This is a genomic window from Micromonospora sp. CA-269861, assembly GCF_050948505.1.
GTDB lineage: Bacteria > Actinomycetota > Actinomycetes > Mycobacteriales > Micromonosporaceae > Micromonospora.
This window is the reverse complement of the sequence record NZ_CP192014.1, coordinates 2,868,505-2,884,293: the sequence shown is the minus strand read 5'-3', so window position 1 is coordinate 2,884,293 and position 15,789 is coordinate 2,868,505. Positions and strand designations below refer to the sequence as shown.

The window sequence follows — 15,789 nt, the reverse complement described above, 5'->3', positions numbered from 1 at the left end:
GCGCGTCCGCAATGGATATCTCCCGGTCGGCGAGCGGCCCTCGACGCGGTGGTAGGGCAGACTCGCGGACATGGTGGAGACCTCCGTGCGCCTGCTGCGGCTGCTGACTCTGCTGCAGGTGCGCCGGGAGTGGTCCGGCGCCGAGCTGGCCGAACGGCTCGCTGTCACCACCCGCACGGTCCGCACGGACGTGGAGCGGCTGCGGGTACTGGGTTACCAGATCGAGTCGCACCCGGGGGTCGCCGGCGGCTACCGGCTCGGTGCCGGGTCGGCGCTGCCTCCGCTGCTCCTCGACGACGACGAGGCCGTGGCGGTGGCCGTCGGGCTGCGGGCAGCCGCTGGTGGCTCGGTGACCGGCATCGAGGAGACGTCGCTGCGGGCGCTGGCCAAGCTGGAGCAGTCGCTGCCGTCCCGGCTGCGGCACCGGGTGGACGCCCTGCGCTCGGCGACGGTCTCGGCGGCCGGCGGTGGCCCGACAGTGGACGCCGACACACTCACCGCCGTCTCCACGGCGGCGCACCGCCGGGAGCGGCTGCGGTTCGACTACGCCGGGCATGACGGCACGGTCAGCGTGCGCGATGTCGAGCCGTACCGTCTGGTCTACACCGGGCGGCGGTGGTACCTGCTGGGGTGGGACACCGACCGGGGCGACTGGCGGACCTTCCGCGCCGACCGGATCCAGCCCCGGGTGCCGACCGGCCCGCGCTTCGCGCCCCGCGAGCCGCCAGGTGGCGACGCGGTCGCGCACGTGCTGCGCGGCGTCGGCTCCACGGCCTGGCCACATCCCGCCCGGGTACGCCTGCACGCCTCGGCCGAGACCATGGCGCAGCGGATCCCCACCACGGCGGGCCTGCTGGAGGCGATCGACGAGCGGGCCTGTCTGCTGCACACCGGCGGGGAGTCGCTGAGCAATCTCGCCGCCTTCCTCGGCACCCTGGCTGTCGACTTCGACGTGCTGGACCCGCCGGAGCTGCGGGCCGTGATCCGGGACGTCGCGGCCCGGTTCGCTCGCGCCGCCGGACCCGCGCCGGGGTGAGTCGCGGTTGACCCCGGCGCGGGACGTGCGGTGGAGCTATGACTGCGGCACGAGCCGGAAGGACTGCGCCGCGGTGCCGTTGCAGGTGTACTGGATGAGCTGGACGCTGTCCGCCGCGGATGCTCCCGGCACGTCGAGGCACTTTCCGCTGTTGCGGTTGACCAGGCGGTAGTAGCCGCCACCCTCGGACTCGGCCCGCCACTGCTGGTTGTTGCCGCCGCTGTAGGACCAGAGCTGGATGCGCGCCGAGTCGGCGGTCGACCTGTCGGTCACGTCGATCACCTGGGCGCTGTTGTTGCGGTTGTTGATGCGCAGGTAACCGCCGCTTGTCGACACGAACTGGTACTGCTGCGCGGCGCTGCTGTTGCAGGCGTACTGCTGGATGGCCGTGCCGTTCGTGCTGGCCGCGGCCCGCGCGTCCACGCACTTGCCGTTGCCCCGGTTGACCACGGTGTGCCAGGCGGTCGGCGAGATCGGGCCGTCGGACGGCGGAGGGGTGGTCGGGGGGACGGTGCCGACGCCGGCCAGCCAGTGCAGTCCGTCGATCAGCAGCTGGTTCTGCTGCGCGCTGTCGAAGGTGGACGACAGCCCGGTGTTGGTGCTGTAGTTCATCGCGTTGTGGCCGAAGTTGGCGTAGAGCATCTTGTACTGCCGGTTGCTCCACACGAGCGGGTAGTAGCCGCCGTACCAGGACTGGTTGGGGTCCGTGCCGACCGGGAAGCTGGACGGGTCGATCGAGGCGAGAATGTCGATGTTGGGGTTCTGCCGCAGGTCGTTGCTCCAGGAGTACCACTCGCTGATCGACGACGGGAAGGTCGCCGGGAGGTTCCGGGTGGCGGCGTGGGTGCGGTTGTCGGCGCGCATCGTGACCCGGGTGGGCCCCCAGGTGTTCGTCTGGAACGAGCCGGTGCCGAGGAAGGTGTTGTAGTACCAGCTCCAGCTCGACGGGTTGTCGGTCCACGCGCTGACGTGGAAGCCGAACCACGCCCCGCCGTTCTGCATGTACTGCTGGAACGCGGCCCGCTGCGCGGTGGGCGGCGCGTCGTCCAGGAACATGACGACCTTGTACTGGGCCAGGTTGGCGGTGTTCAGCAGACCCCAGTTGTTGGTGGCCTCCCAGGAGAAGCCGTGCTGGGCGGCGGCCTGCGGGAACCAGGCACGGGCGTCCTTGACGAAGTCGATGTGCGCGGCGTCCCAGGTGCCGTTGTAGAACGCCAGGACCTTGAACGTCGGCGCGGCCTGGGCGCTGCGCGAGGCGCTGACCGCGACACCGGCGGTCAACGCGACGACCAGGGCGACGAACAATGACAGGATTCGTCTGGTACGGGAGGAGAGTTCTGCGATCACCTGATCGTCCCTTCGGTGGGAACGCGCGCCGCCGCGTCGAGATACATCTGTTCACAAGGTTTACAGATAGACAAAAGGTTATTCCTCTGACCTGATCGCGTCAATCGCCGATCGCCCGAACGGGTGGGATTCCTGCGACAGCGGGTACCCCGGCCCGGTGACCAGCCCGGACGCCGTCAACGTCGACCAGCCGCTCGCCGTGGACGTACCCGCCGCGCCGCACGACGCCAGCGGCGAGCGGGTGCCCACCCGCGACCTGGCCGGCCTCGCGCCGCCGACCCGGCCGGCGCGCCGCTGGACCCCGGGCCGGGTGGTGGCCACCCCCGCCGCGCTCGACCACCCGCACGGCCGGCGGATCGTCGAGCGGGTGCAGGCGCTCGGCATCGAGGTGGAGCACCTGCGCGCCAACCGGCTCACCGGGGTACGCGGGCCCACCGACCGGGAGACCTACGCCCGCGCCAAGTCGACGATGGCGATCGTGGTGAGCCCACCCTCGCGGCGCGTCCTGCAACCCATCGCGCCCAGCGCCGACTGGCGGGTCGACCTGGCCGAGGGCTGCCCGGCGCACTGCCAGTACTGCTACCTCGCCGGATCACTGTCCGGCCCCCCGGTGACCCGGGTGTACGCGGACCTCGACGACATCCTCGACGGGCTGAGCGCGTACGCCGGGCGCGGCACCGTGACCAGCCGCAACGCGCGGCGCGCCGACGAGGGCACCACCTTCGAGGCGTCCTGCTACACCGACCCGCTCGCCCTGGAGCACCTGACCGGCAGCTGGCGGCGCGCGGTGCGGCACTTCGCCGACTGGGACGCCCCCGTGCAGTTGCGCTGGACCACCAAGTACGCCGATGTGGACCCCTTCGTCGGGCTGCCCCACGCCGGCCGGACCCGGGTCCGCTTCAGCGTCAACTGCGCCCCGGTCAGCGAACGGTTCGAGGGCGGCACCGCCCGGGTGCCGGACCGACTGGCCGCGCTGCGCCGGCTCGCCCTCGACGGCTACCCGGTCGGGCTGACCATCGCGCCGATCATCGCGCTGCCCGACTGGCGGGAGCACTACGGCGAGTTGCTCGACCAGGTCCGCGCGGCGGTCGACGGGGTGCCGGACCTGGACCTGACCGCCGAGCTGATCACGCACCGGTTCACGCCGGGCAGCAAGGAGGTGCTGCTCGGCTGGTACCCGCGCACCCGGCTGGAGATGGACGAGGAGTCCCGCACCCGCAAGCACGGCAAGTTCGGCGCGGTGAAGTACGTCTACCCCCGCGAGCAGATGACCGAGCTGCGCGGCTGGTTCACCGCGGAGCTGACCGCCCGCGTGCCAGCCTGCCGGATCCTCTACTGGACCTGATCGCACCGAGGGTGGGTCAACCGACCGAGGAACGGGCGACCGGGGCGGCGAAGAACGTGTCCGGGTACGGCTCGTCGCGAAGGCTGTAGTGCCACCACTCACGGTCGTAGTTGACGAACCCGGCGTCGGTCATCAGCCGCAGCAGCAACCGGCGGTTGTCCCGTGCCGTCGCGGTGACGCGGGGGTCGGCGGTGTGCGCCCGCGGGTCGAAACAGTCGAAGCCCGTACCCATGTCGATGCTGTTGTCCCCGAAGCGCTGCGCGCGCGGCGCGGTGCAGGCGACAAGCGGTTGCCCGACCCGGTACGGCGGTTGGCTGGCGGCCGGCTCGTCGACAAGGGTCAGGTCCAGGGTGCTGCCGCGGCTGTGTGCGGTGGGCGCGCCGATGTAACCGTCGGCGAAGAGCTTGTTCTTGGCCACGTCCGGGTAGAACTCGGCCTTGGTCTGCTGCTCACCGGGGCGCTTCGACCAGGCGACGAAGTCGTCCACCGCCGGTTGCGGGCGGTAGCAGTCGTACACCTTGAGGCTGTGCCCACCGGCCAGCGCGGCGTCCTGGACGCGGCGCAACGCCTCGGCCGCCTGCCGGGTGAGCAGGCACAGCGGCTCCGGGTAGCCGGTGATCGGTCGGCCGACGAAATTGTGCGGCGTGGCGTAGCGGATGTCGGCGTGGATGCGGGGGTCGAGGTCGGTCAGCACCACGAACCCCGGCAGTGCGGCTGCGGCGGAGGTGGACGGGGTTGGCGCGGGTGTGGGGTTCGTCGGTTGTGGCGCTGTCGGCGCGGGGCGGGGCTCCGGCCGCGAGCAGCCGCCGAGCAGCGCGGCGAGCGCGAGCACGACGGCCAGGCGGTGGCGCACGAGTCCTGTCTATCAGCCCGGACACCCCGATTTCCCGAAAGTCGAGTCGATCTAGAGCGATCCGCCGAGCCGACCGGCGAAAGTAGTCGAGAAAACTCCGGAACTTTTCGGTAAATCCAGCGAAGCTTCGGTCGACCTGACATGTCGTCAACCCCCATCGGTGAGGCAAGATGGCGCGTGGAACGGGCACGCCGTTCCGGGACACACGGTGGGCGACGTCTTGTGGTCGTTCCTCCGGCTCGGTGAAGGAGACGCGTGTGGGCGCGGACGACGGACGCAGGGTGACCATCACCGCGATTGCACGGGAGGCCGGTGTGTCGGTGCCGACCGTGTCACGGGTGCTCAACGGTCGCTCCGATGTGGCCCCGGACACCCGGGAGCGTGTCGAGGAGTTGTTGCGCCACCACGGCTACCGGCGTCGGACCAGCCGCAGCGTTCGGCGCGCCGGCCTCGTCGACCTGGTCTTCAACGACCTGGACAGCCCCTGGGCCGTGGAGATCATCCGGGGCGTGGAGGACGTCGGGCACGGCGCGGGTGTCGGCACTGTGGTCTCCGCGATCCACCGGCAACCCACCGCGGCCCGGCAGTGGTTGCAGAACCTGCGCACCCGGGCCACCGACGGCGTCATCTTCGTGACCTCGCACCTGAGCCCGCCGCTGCACGCGCAACTGCGTCGACTCAACGTGCCGGTGGTGGTCGTCGACCCGGCAGGCGTGCCGGCCATGGACGTGCCGACGATCGGCGCCACCAACTGGGCCGGCGGGCTCGCCGCGACCGAGCACCTGCTCTCGATCGGGCACCGGCGTATCGGTTTCGTCGCCGGGCCGACGCACCTGCTGTGCAGCCGTGCACGCCTGGACGGTTACCGGGCCGGGCTGGAGGCCGCCGGGGTGCCGGTGGACGACGCGCTGATCTACCCGGGCGACTTCTACCACGCATCCGGGTTCTCCGGCGGGACCGCGCTGCTCGACCTCGCCGACCCGCCGACCGGCATCTTCGCCGCCAGCGACCAGATGGCCTTCGGCGTCTACGAGGCGATTCGCCGCCGTGGGCTCCGCGTCCCGGACGACGTGAGCGTCGTGGGTTTCGACGACCTGCCGGAAGCCCGCTGGGCCTCACCGCCGCTGACCACCGTGCGCCAACCGTTGGTCGAGATGGGACGGTTGGCGGCCCGGACCGTGCTGCGCCTGGCCCAGGGCGAGGGCATCGACTCGCCCCGGGTGGAACTCGCCACCGAACTGGTCGTCCGCGACAGCACCGCCGCCCCGCCGACCGGGTCGCCCCACCCGGCGTGACGGTCGGAACTGTGTCGGAAACCGGTTGGACCAGTTCCGGTCCGATCCCGAAAGTTCCGAACCCGTGCGCGACCGAGCGTCACCCACTGCCGGCGCGGTGAGCGACCGACTGTCACCCACCGCGCCGCACGGTCAGTGGTGGTGGTGCCAGCGAACGGCCTTGCGGATGCTCACCGGCAGTGCCGGCGCGCCGTCGACAGGTGCCGGGTCCTCGGCGGTCGGCGCCACTCCCCCGGCGGCGATCCGGTCCAGGGTGGCCAGGCCGGCCCCGTCGACCTCGCCGAAGATCGTGTAGTTGGGGCGCAGCGCGGAGTTGGCGTAGACCAGGAAGAACTGGCTGCCGTTGGTGTCCGGCCCGGCGTTGGCCATGGCCAGCACGCCCCGGGCGTACACCTTGCGCTCCCCGGTCGGGTCGGTGGGCGCGGGCGGCAGGTCGGTCGGCAACTCGTCGCGGTACCGGTAGCCCGGGCCGCCCTCGCCGGTGCCGGACGGGTCACCGCACTGCAGCACGCTCAACGTGGGGTACGCGGTGAGCCGGTGGCACGAGGTGCGGTCGTAGAAGCGCTTGCCGACCAGGTGCAGGAAGCTCTGCACCGTGCACGGCGCGGCGGCCCGGTCCAGGGTCAACCCGATCGGCCCGTGGTTGGTCGCCACTGTCACCCGGACGCTGCCCCGGGCCGGGGTGCGTCGCGGGTCGGGCGGCAGCGGCACCGGCCGGGCGGCGGGTTCGTCAGGGGTCTCGGTGTACACGCACGGACCGTGGGTGGCGCGCGGCGGTCGGGTGGCGGTGTCCACAGCGGTGGGCGTCGCGGCGGACGCCCGCACCGCGTCGGCCGACGGGCTCGGCGCGGCGAGCGCGGTGGCGGACGCGCCGACGACCAGCGCCCCGGCGAGCACGGTCACCCCCGCGAGGCGGGTCAGGGCGCGCACCGGCCGGCGGGGTGCCGCCACTGCGGGGCGCGGTTCGAGTTCACTCGACACAGGGATCCTCCTGGACTGGTGGTGCCAGAAAGACCGGAGTCTATGGAGGGCAGCGCCCGATGTCGATCCGTCAGGGCAACCGACGGCGTCGCCGCCACAACAGCCCACCCAGCAACGCCACCACCGTCGCGCCGCTCACCGCGGTGACCGACCACAGCCATCCCGAACCGGTACGCGCGGGTCCGCTGGCCGCCGCCGGTCGGGGCGCACCGGGTGCCGCCAGCGCGGACGGCGCCGCCGACGGGGTGGCGGTCAGCTCGCCGGGCTCGACCAGCCGGCCCACGGCAGCGTCCCGGGGAACCGTGAAGCCCCAGTCCAGGAGGGCGGCGCCCTGCTCCCAGCCACGTTTCGGTGCCGATTCGGCGCCGAGCAGGGTGACCACCAGCCGCCGCCCGCCGCGTTCGGCCGCCCCGACGTAGGTGTGCCGGGCCAGGTCGGTGAAGCCGGTCTTGCCGCCGAGCGCCCCCGGGTACCGGTAGATGAGCTGGTTCTCGTTCTGGATCTCGAAGCCCTTGGTGCGTTGCGCTGGCTGCACCGGAATCGACGTCTGCTCGGTCAGCGCGTAGCGGCGGAAGGTCGGCTCGGCGAAGCAGGCCCGGGCGATGAGCGCCAGGTCGTACGCGCTGGTGAACTGCCCCTTGCCGTCCAGGCCGGACGGGGTCACCGCGTGCGTCTGGAGCGCGCCGAGGTGGTGCGCCTGCTCGTTCATGGCGCGTACGCCGGCGGCGCTGTCCGTCCCGCTGCCGAGTCGGGCCAGCGCGTTCGCGGCCTCGTTGCCCGAGTTGAGCAGCAACCCGAGCCAGATGGTCTCGATGGTGTACCGGCCGCCCGCGACCAGACCCACGGCCGAGGAGCCGGGCTCGATGTTCATGTCCGCCTCGGTGACGGTGACCGTCTGCTTCGGGTCGAGCCTGGGCAGCATCGTGGCCGCCAGCAGGAGCTTCTGCACGCTCGCCGGTGTGCCGTACTCGTGCGGGCCGCAGCCGCCGAGCACCTGGCCGCTGTCGAGGTCGGCGACCAGCCACGACGTGGCGGTGACCCCCGGTGGCGCGGCGACGCCGGCCGGCACGACCAGGCCGGCCGTGTCCAGCGCCGCGCCGCCGACCACCCGCTGCTCGGGGACGGCGGGCGGGGGCGACGGCCGGGGCGGGCGGGACGCCGCCGGTGCCGGAACCCGGGGCAGCGCACCGTCGGCGCGGCGGACGCTCCCGCCGCGCCGACCGGCACGGGAGTGAGCAGGACGGCGGACGTCGTGGCCGCCAGCAGCGCAGCTCTCATGTGCCCGACCCTAGTCACGCAGATTGGCCGGCGGGACGGGATACCTGTCAACCCGCGTCGCCGCGACCGCGCAGGTAGTCGTGCAGGGCGGCGCTGCCCCGCAGCCGGCGCAGGCTTCGGACGTGCAGCTCCTGCTCACGGCGGGCCAGCTCGGCGCGCACCCGCTGAGCGCTGCCGGTGGTCCGCAGTTCGCCGAGCACCGCGGCGATGATCTCGAAGGGGTACGCGCCTCGGCGCAGCAACGCGATGACCTGCGCGGCGCGTAGCTCAGCCTCGTCGTACACCCGGTAGTTGGTGCCCGGGGTGCGGCCCGGCCGCAGCAGGTCGCGCTCCTCCCAGAGGCGCAGCTGCGAGGTCCGGACCCCGACCAGGGCGGCGACCTCGCCGATGCGGGCGCCGTGGCGCGGTGCGGGCCGGGCCGCCGGTGGGCTGGCCAGCACGGTCTCGAACGCGCCGAGTACCCGGCGGATCTCGGCGCGTTCCCGGTCCAGTTCGGCATGGCCGCCGTCGAGCGCCGCCAGGGCCGCCGGCAGGTCGCCCCCGTGCACCGCCGCCATGATCTCCCGGGTACGGCTCCAGCCGTGCCCCTCGGCCAACCGCCGCGCCACGGCCAGCGCCCGCGCGTGCTCGCTGGTGAAGATGCGGTAGCCGCTCGCGGTGCGGCGCACCGGCGGCAGCACGCCCAACTCGACGTAGTTGCGCACCTGCTGCACCGAGATCCCGACGGTGGCCGCCAGATCCACGGCGCGCAGCCGATCCTTCGGGGCGACGTCCACCCGAGCCACCGTACCGCTTACGACGTGATTTGAGACTTTGCGGGGCGTCCTGCCGCTTCGAGCGCTCTAATCTCGCCGAAACTCTCTACATGGGGATGAATGAGACAATGGAACCCGCCAGTGCTCGGCGGGCCAAGGTCCCGCCACGATTCCGTGAAGGGTTCGCATGTCGCAGCCAGCATGGTCCGCCGCCGACAGCCACGACATGATCGAGGTACGCGGGGCGCGGGAGAACAACCTCGCCAGCGTCTCGGTCGACATCCCCAAGCGCCGGTTGACCGTCTTCACCGGTGTCTCCGGGTCAGGCAAGTCGTCGCTGGTCTTCGGCACCATCGCCGCCGAGTCCCAACGCATGATCAACGAGACCTACAGCGCGTTCCTCCAGTCGTTCATGCCGAACCTCAACCGGCCGGACGTCGACTCGCTGCGCAACCTCAGCGCCGCCATCGTCGTCGACCAGGAACGGATGGGGGTCAACTCCCGCTCCACCGTCGGCACCGCCACCGACGCGTACGCCATGCTGCGGATCCTCTTCAGCCGGCTCGGCCAGCCGTCCATCGGCGGCCCCGGGGCGTTCAGCTTCAACCTGCCCGAGGGCATGTGCCCCACCTGCGAAGGGCTGGGCCGGGTCTCCGACCTCGACGTCAACGAGTTGGTGGACGTCGAACGCTCCCTCAACGACGGCGCGATCACCGTGCCCAACTTCGCTGTCGACTCCTGGTACTGGCAGACCATCGTCGGGTCCGGCCTGTTCGACCCGGACGTCAAACTCCAGGACTTCACCCCGCAGCAGTGGGAGGACTTCCTGCACAAACCGGCCACGAAGATCAAGGTGGGCAGCAACACCTGGACGTACGAGGGTCTGGCGGTCAAGGTCAAGCGACTCCTCCTGGCCAAGGACCGCGAGTCGATGCAACCGCACATCCGCGCCTTCGTCGACCGGGCAGTCACCTTCACCACCTGCGGCGACTGCGGTGGCACCCGACTCAACGCGGCGGCCCTGTCGTCGCGCATCGCCGGGCACACCATCGCCGCCTGCTCGGCCATGCAGATCAGCGACCTGGCCGCGTTCGTCCGTACCGTCGACGACCCGGGGGCCGCGCCACTCGTTGCCAACCTCCGCGACCTGCTGGACTCGCTGGTCGAGATCGGCCTGGGCTACCTCAGCCTGGACCGCGAGTCGGCGACCCTCTCCGGCGGTGAGGCGCAACGGGTGAAGATGGTCCGGCACCTCGGCTCCAGCCTCTCCGACGTCACGTACGTCTTCGACGAACCCACAGTCGGCCTGCACCCGCACGACATCGCGCGGATGAACGACCTGTTGCTGCGGCTGCGCGACAAGGGCAACACAGTGCTGGTGGTGGAACACAAACCGGAGACCATCGCCATCGCCGACCACGTGATCGACCTCGGGCCGGGCGCCGGCGCCGACGGCGGTCGGATCTGTTTCACCGGCGACATCCCCGGCCTGCGCCGCTCCGACACCCTCACCGGCCGGCACCTGGACCACCGGGTGACAGTGCGCCCCGACGTACGCCGGCCGACCGGGCAACTCGCCATCCGCCAGGCCGACCTGCACAACCTGCGCGACGTGGACGTGGACATCCCGCTCGGGGTCCTCACCGTGGTCACCGGCGTGGCCGGCTCCGGCAAGAGCTCCCTGATCCACGGGTCGCTGCGCGGCCGATCCGGGGTCGTCATCGTCGACCAGTCCCCGATCCGGGGCTCACGACGCAGCAACCCGGCCACCTACAGCGGGCTGCTCGACCCGATCCGCACCGCCTTCGCCAAGGCCAACGGGGTCAAGGCCGCACTGTTCAGCGCCAACTCCCAGGGTGCCTGCCCGGCCTGCAAGGGGATCGGGCTGATCTACACCGACCTGGCGATGATGGCCGGCGTCGCGAGCGTCTGCGAACGGTGCGAGGGGCGACGCTTCACCGACGAGGTGCTCACGTACACGCTGCGCGGCAAGAACATCCACCAGGTGCTGGCCATGTCCGTCACCGAGGCGTACGCGTTCTTCCCGCACCTCATCCTCGGTCGGCTCGTCGACGTCGGGCTGGGCTACCTCAGCCTCGGCCAACCACTGACCACCCTGTCCGGCGGGGAACGGCAACGACTCAAGCTCGCCATCCACCTGGCCGAGAAGACCACCACGTACGTCCTCGACGAGCCGACCACCGGCCTGCACCTGGCCGACGTGGACCAACTGCTGGCCCTGCTCGACCGAATGGTCGACGCCGGAAACACGGTGATCGTCATCGAGCACCACCAGGCCGTCATGGCACACGCCGACTGGCTCATCGACCTCGGCCCCGGCGCCGGCCACGACGGCGGCCGCATCGTCTTCACCGGCACACCAGCCGAACTGGTCGCCACCGGCGACACCCTGACCGCCAACCACCTCCGCGCGTACGTCAACGACCCGGCGGTGACCCTCCAGAGCTGACGCCGCAGTCCCGAGGCCGGCCGGGGCATGGCACGACGCCACGGATGGCAGCGGCAGCGGTCAGGTGATGCGGCGCAGCCAGCGCCGCTGCCAGGGGGTCTCCACCGCCTTCGGGTGATAGCCAGCCCGAACCCACGGCACCGCCCGCTCGGCCGGCAGGCCGTCGAGGATCGCCAGCGCGGCCAGGGCCGTTCCGGTGCGACCCAGCCCACCCCGACACGCCACCTCGACGCGTTCACCGTCGTGCGCCCGCCGCAGCGCCTCCCGCAGGGCGTCGAGGGCGTCGGCGCGGTCGAGCGGCACCCAGAAGTCGGGCCACCGGATCCGCCGGTGCGGCCAGGCCGGATCCGGACCAGGGGCCAGCAGCACGGCGAAGTCGGCGGGCGAGGTCGCGGCAGCGATGCGGCGTCCGCGCACCGTCGCCCCACTGGGGAGTACGAGTACGCCCAACTGCTCGGACCACTGCTGTGCCTCAGTCACCCCGATATTGTGCCGCCACACTCGGCGAGACGAGCACAGACAGCGCCGCCCCCGGCCTTGTGGGCCGGGGGCGGCGCTGGTGTCGGTGTGCAGGTCGCCTCTCGGCGAGTGGCACGACGCGGCTCCAGCCGAACGGTATTCCGCGAGGGCGATATTAGGTGAGGCCCGGGGACACTGAGTCACACCGACACTGTCCACAACCAGCCCCGCCCCGACGTTGTTCCCACACCCTGCCGCGCCCGCCGCACGCCCATCCGGTCGCACCGCCCATCCGATCGCACCGCCCATCCGATCGCACCGCCGGTCGGGTCGGTCGGCGGTCCCACCGTGGAACGATCACGGTTGGACCGGGCATCGGCACGCTGCATCTGAGACATGTCCCGCCACACCGCTGGCCAGGGCGGGCGGCCGACGGCCGCAACCGCCTTGCCGCGTTGCCCTATCGCGTTGCCCTGCCGCATTGCCCTGCCGCATTGCCCTGCCGCATTGCCCTATCGCGTGGCCCTGCCGCACCGCCTTGCCGCACCGCCTTGCCTTGCCGCACCGTCGGCGGTTCCACCGTCGGGTCCCATCGCTGTTTGCTGTTTCGCGGGTCGCTTGACGACCGCGACACCCGCCATCGCGCCGCCGCTTCGGCCACGCACCACGAGATCTTGGACAGTTTCCGTTCGCGCGGAACGGAAACTGTCCAAGATCTGCGGGCAACCACCCGCCGAACCGTGCCATCCGCCTCCGCCAGGCACCCGGCGGCGCTGAATCGGGGCCAGCGGACCGCATCGATACGCTCGCCCGCACGGCAAGGGAGATGCCGCTGGCCGGCACCCCGGATTGCGGGTGCCGGCCAGCGGTCGGGTCGTGCGGTGCTGCGGTGGTGCGGATGTGTGGGTCAGCTGTTCCAGTGCTGGGCGACCAGGTCGGTGGCCTGCTGCTCCCACTGGGCGTAGGCGTCCGGGTACGCCGACACCTGCACGGTCTGGGCGGCGTCGGTCAGCGGCATGTCCTGCCAACCGTCAACCTGCTTCAGGCCCTTCAAAAACGCGGTGGTGGAGTAGGCGGGGTCGGTGATCTGCTCCGGCGTACCCCAACCCGAGCTCGGGCGCTGCTGGAACAGGCCCAGCGAGTCGTGGTCGTTCATGTCGCCGAGGTGGCCGAGGTTCTCCAGCTTCGACTCCTGCAGGCTCGTCGCGATCGAGATCACCGCGGCCCGCTCGGGCAGGCCGGCCTTCTTCGTCGCGGCGATGATCGCCTTCACGTTGCCGGTCTGCTCGTCATTCAGGCTGATGCGCGACTGGTCGCCCTGCGGCTTCGGCGCCGCCGACTGCACGGCCACCGCGACGGGCTTGGCATCCACCGGGTTGGCGTGGGCGGCGATCGGACCGGCGAAGACACCACCGGCGAACGCGAGACCAGCAACAGACAGCACGCTCTTACGCATGATCGTGTTCATGGGGGTAGCTCCTTCGGGGGTAGAACACCCTGAACGCCAAAGGGGAAACAGCGGCAGGGTGTGAGCACCTCGTCCGGCGCTGCACATGCAACGGGGAAAGTCTTCAAGGTCGGCGGCCTGCGAGCGGGGGGGCTCGTGGCGCCGGGTCCACGTGTAACGACCGGGGGGCCGGAGTCATTCCGGGGGTGGCCCATCCATAGGCGCCCTCGTCGAGGCGGTTCCTGCGGTCGTCCGTGGGGACTTGTAACGACCCGGGGGCCTAAGTCATTCCGGGGAGGCCCACCTGCCGGGCACCCACATCGCGGCGGTGCCTGCGGTTGGTCGTGGGGACTGCAACGACCGCCCGGTGGCTGGCATTCCCACCTACGCGACCAGCCCCGAAGGACCAGGGCGGCGGTCGGTGGTGCTGCGATCGTCAGGGTATGTAACGACCCCGGGCCGGCCATGATTCCGGCCCACGAGTGCGCCCGGTCACCACCCACCAACACCCACAACCCAACAAACCACCCACCCCACACCAGGCCACGACACCCAATCGCCCCGCACCCGGCGGGTGATCCACTCGGGTTCACGGAAGTCGGGGCATCCCGGACGCCCGGACACCCCGATGTCATGAAACCCGAGTCGATCACGGCGGCACTGCCAGCGCCGCGCCTGGGCCTGCAGTCCTTCGGCGTGTCAGGTGCCCAGGTAGCGCAGGACCGCGAGGATTCGCCGGCTGTAACCGGTCGTGTGAGCGAGGTCGAGTTTGTCGAAGATGGCGTTGACATGCTTCTCGACCGCGCTCTGCGACACATGCAGCCGCTGGGCGATGGCGAGGTTCGTGTGCCCCTGGGCCATCTCGTGCAGTACGTCCCGTTCGCGCGACGTGAGCCGACCGAGCGGGTCGGGCCGCTCCGAGCCGGCCACCACCTGACGCACCACCTCGGGGTCGAGGGCGGTGCCTCCGGCGGCGACCCGGTCGAGTGCGTCGAGGAAGTCGTCCACCTGGGCGACCCGGTCCTTGAGCAGGTAACCGACCCCCTCGGGACGGTCCGCGAGCAGCCGCCCGGCGTAACGCCGCTCCACGTACTGGGAGAGCACCAGGACGCCGGTTTCGGGCCACCGACGACGGATCTCCAGGGCAGCCCGCAGCCCGTCGTCGGTGTGGGTGGGCGGCATCCGGACGTCGGTGACGACCACGTCGGGACGGGACCGTTCGACCGCCTCGACAAGCTGGTCGGCGGTCCCGACGGCCGCGAGCACCTGGTGGTTCTCGTCGGCGAGCAGCCGCGTCAAGCCTTCCCGCAGCAGCGTCGAGTCTTCGGCGAGGACTAGCCGCACGGCAACTCCGTCAGCACGGTCGTCGGGCCGCCGGCCGGGCTGGTCACCCGCAGCCGGCCGTCCAGCGCGGCGACCCGCCGTGCCAGCCCGGACAGCCCGCGCCCGGTCGGTTCCGCCCCGCCGCCGCCGTCGTCGTGCACGCACATCCGGATCCACCCGTCCCGTACCCCGATGTCGATCGTGACCAGGGTAGCGGCGGCGTGTTTCGCGGCGTTGGTGAGCGCCTCGCAGGCCACGAAGTACAGCACCGTCTCGAGCTGCCGCTCGGGGCGGACCGGCAGCTCGCAGCGGATCCGCACCGGCACGTCGGAGCCGCGGGCCACGATGGCCAGGACCTCGCCCAGATCGCTGCCGTCCAGTGCTGACGGGTAGACCCGCCATGCCACCTGGCGCAACTCCTCAATGGCCCGCTGCACGTCCTCGTGCGCCTGGGCGAGCAGCGCGTGCGTGCGGTCGGCGTCGCGGGCGCGGCGGGCCCGGCCGAGCAGCATGCCGAGGGCGACCAGCCGTTGTTGGAGGCCGTCGTGCAGGTCGCGTTCGATGCGCTGCCGTTCGGCGTCGACCGCGGCGATGACCCCGGCCCGACTGGTGGTCAGCTCGTGGACCCGCCGTGTCAGCTCCGCCCGGCTCCCCGGGCCGAGCAGTCGTCGAGCCAGCCGGATGTCCAGCGCGGCGATGCTGACGACCGCCTGAACGTTGAGCAGTAACAGCACCGCCCCGACGGCGATCTGGGACAGGGCGTCGAGAAGGGTCAGCTCTCCGCGTACCGCCGCGCGCAGCACGATCCCGGCCAGCACCAGGCCGACGCCGAGCACTGCGTATGCCAGCAGGCCGAGCGTGCCCGGTAGCAGGCGGGCGGCCAGGTAGCCGACCTGCCGCCGGGTCGTCACAGCGTTCGGCGCGGGCAGATCCGTCGCGGCGAGCAGCCCGGCGAGGCGGCGGTGTTCCATCCGCACCAGCCGTCTCCCGTACCCGTTGGTCAGGTCGGCGACCCGACGGCCGGCGGCCGGCGCGAACGCGCAGACGCTGAAGGCGACGGCCGCGACGGCGAGGAAGGTGATCTCGACGGCGGCCGTCGCGATTCCGACGGCGACACCGACCGGCAGCCGGAGCCGATCCCACCACCTGGTGGTGTGCCGATCCCCCACCACCTCGCCCGCCCTACCCACCGTTGGTTGT

The 15,789-nt window shown here is 71.6% G+C and carries 12 protein-coding genes and 1 pseudogene; 4 read left to right on the top strand and 9 right to left on the bottom strand.

What is annotated here, in order from left to right:
• Nucleotides 1–70: 70 nt before the first annotated feature.
• Complete coding sequence (locus ACQP0U_RS13255; protein WP_433318953.1) at nucleotides 71–1,036, top strand: helix-turn-helix transcriptional regulator; 966 nt, start codon at nucleotides 71–73, stop codon at nucleotides 1,034–1,036.
• A gap of 36 nt (nucleotides 1,037–1,072) precedes the next feature.
• Here the strand turns inward: ACQP0U_RS13255 and ACQP0U_RS13250 are convergent, their stop codons facing one another.
• Entirely contained in the window at nucleotides 1,073–2,383 is a 1,311-nt protein-coding gene (locus ACQP0U_RS13250) for an RICIN domain-containing protein (protein WP_433318950.1), read from the bottom strand.
• A 157-nt stretch (nucleotides 2,384–2,540) separates the two neighbouring features.
• Here ACQP0U_RS13250 and ACQP0U_RS13245 point away from each other — a divergent pair, with 157 nt between their 5' ends.
• On the top strand, nucleotides 2,541–3,728 hold the full coding sequence (locus ACQP0U_RS13245) for a spore photoproduct lyase family protein (protein WP_433318947.1): 1,188 nt from the start codon (nucleotides 2,541–2,543) through the stop codon (nucleotides 3,726–3,728).
• Between the two features lie 16 nt (nucleotides 3,729–3,744).
• Here the strand turns inward: ACQP0U_RS13245 and ACQP0U_RS13240 are convergent, their stop codons facing one another.
• Nucleotides 3,745–4,581: a M15 family metallopeptidase gene (locus ACQP0U_RS13240; protein WP_433318945.1), complete on the bottom strand. Its 837-nt coding sequence runs from the start codon at nucleotides 4,579–4,581 to the stop codon at nucleotides 3,745–3,747.
• Between the two features lie 257 nt (nucleotides 4,582–4,838).
• On the opposite strand from ACQP0U_RS13240, the gene ACQP0U_RS13235 reads away from it, so the two are divergent.
• The gene (locus ACQP0U_RS13235; protein ID WP_433318942.1) at nucleotides 4,839–5,876 is read left to right on the top strand and encodes a LacI family DNA-binding transcriptional regulator; all 1,038 of its coding nucleotides are present in this window, start codon (nucleotides 4,839–4,841) and stop codon (nucleotides 5,874–5,876) included.
• 132 nt (nucleotides 5,877–6,008) lie between these two features.
• Here ACQP0U_RS13235 and ACQP0U_RS13230 read toward each other — a convergent pair whose 3' ends face one another.
• From ACQP0U_RS13230 to ACQP0U_RS13220, 3 genes and pseudogenes are all read right to left on the bottom strand, one after another.
• Nucleotides 6,009–6,857 (bottom strand): peptidylprolyl isomerase, encoded by an 849-nt coding sequence (locus ACQP0U_RS13230; RefSeq protein ID WP_433318939.1) that lies wholly within the window; start codon nucleotides 6,855–6,857, stop codon nucleotides 6,009–6,011.
• 70 nt (nucleotides 6,858–6,927) lie between these two features.
• A pseudogene (locus ACQP0U_RS13225) lies at nucleotides 6,928–8,135 on the bottom strand (D-alanyl-D-alanine carboxypeptidase family protein).
• A gap of 47 nt (nucleotides 8,136–8,182) precedes the next feature.
• Nucleotides 8,183–8,911, bottom strand: a complete 729-nt coding sequence (locus ACQP0U_RS13220) for a MerR family transcriptional regulator (protein WP_433318936.1) — start codon at nucleotides 8,909–8,911, stop codon at nucleotides 8,183–8,185.
• Nucleotides 8,912–9,077: 166 nt separating this feature from the next.
• On the opposite strand from ACQP0U_RS13220, the gene ACQP0U_RS13215 reads away from it, so the two are divergent.
• Nucleotides 9,078–11,360, top strand: a complete 2,283-nt coding sequence (locus ACQP0U_RS13215) for an ATP-binding cassette domain-containing protein (RefSeq protein ID WP_433318933.1) — start codon at nucleotides 9,078–9,080, stop codon at nucleotides 11,358–11,360.
• A gap of 60 nt (nucleotides 11,361–11,420) precedes the next feature.
• Here the strand turns inward: ACQP0U_RS13215 and ACQP0U_RS13210 are convergent, their stop codons facing one another.
• The 4 genes from ACQP0U_RS13210 to ACQP0U_RS13195 all read right to left on the bottom strand — a co-directional run bounded on the left by ACQP0U_RS13210 (nucleotide 11,421) and on the right by ACQP0U_RS13195 (nucleotide 15,779).
• On the bottom strand, nucleotides 11,421–11,840 hold the full coding sequence (locus ACQP0U_RS13210; RefSeq protein ID WP_433318930.1) for a protein-tyrosine phosphatase family protein: 420 nt from the start codon (nucleotides 11,838–11,840) through the stop codon (nucleotides 11,421–11,423).
• A gap of 886 nt (nucleotides 11,841–12,726) precedes the next feature.
• Nucleotides 12,727–13,287, bottom strand: a complete 561-nt coding sequence (locus tag ACQP0U_RS13205; RefSeq protein ID WP_433318927.1) for a hypothetical protein — start codon at nucleotides 13,285–13,287, stop codon at nucleotides 12,727–12,729.
• A gap of 678 nt (nucleotides 13,288–13,965) precedes the next feature.
• A complete protein-coding gene (locus ACQP0U_RS13200) occupies nucleotides 13,966–14,610 on the bottom strand; it encodes a response regulator (RefSeq protein ID WP_433318925.1) in 645 nt (214 codons plus the stop codon).
• The gene (locus ACQP0U_RS13195) at nucleotides 14,601–15,779 is read right to left on the bottom strand and encodes a sensor histidine kinase (protein ID WP_433318922.1); all 1,179 of its coding nucleotides are present in this window, start codon (nucleotides 15,777–15,779) and stop codon (nucleotides 14,601–14,603) included. The genes ACQP0U_RS13200 and ACQP0U_RS13195 overlap by 10 nt, the downstream gene beginning before the upstream one ends.
• Between the last annotated feature and the right edge of the window lie 10 nt (nucleotides 15,780–15,789).

Coding starts and splice junctions, on each gene's coding strand:
- ACQP0U_RS13215 (WP_433318933.1), top strand. CDS start 9,078: ATGTCGCAGCCAGCATGGTCCGCCGCCGACAGCCACGACATGATCGAG.
- ACQP0U_RS13205 (WP_433318927.1), bottom strand. CDS start 13,287: ATGAACACGATCATGCGTAAGAGCGTGCTGTCTGTTGCTGGTCTCGCG.
- ACQP0U_RS13255 (WP_433318953.1), top strand. CDS start 71: ATGGTGGAGACCTCCGTGCGCCTGCTGCGGCTGCTGACTCTGCTGCAG.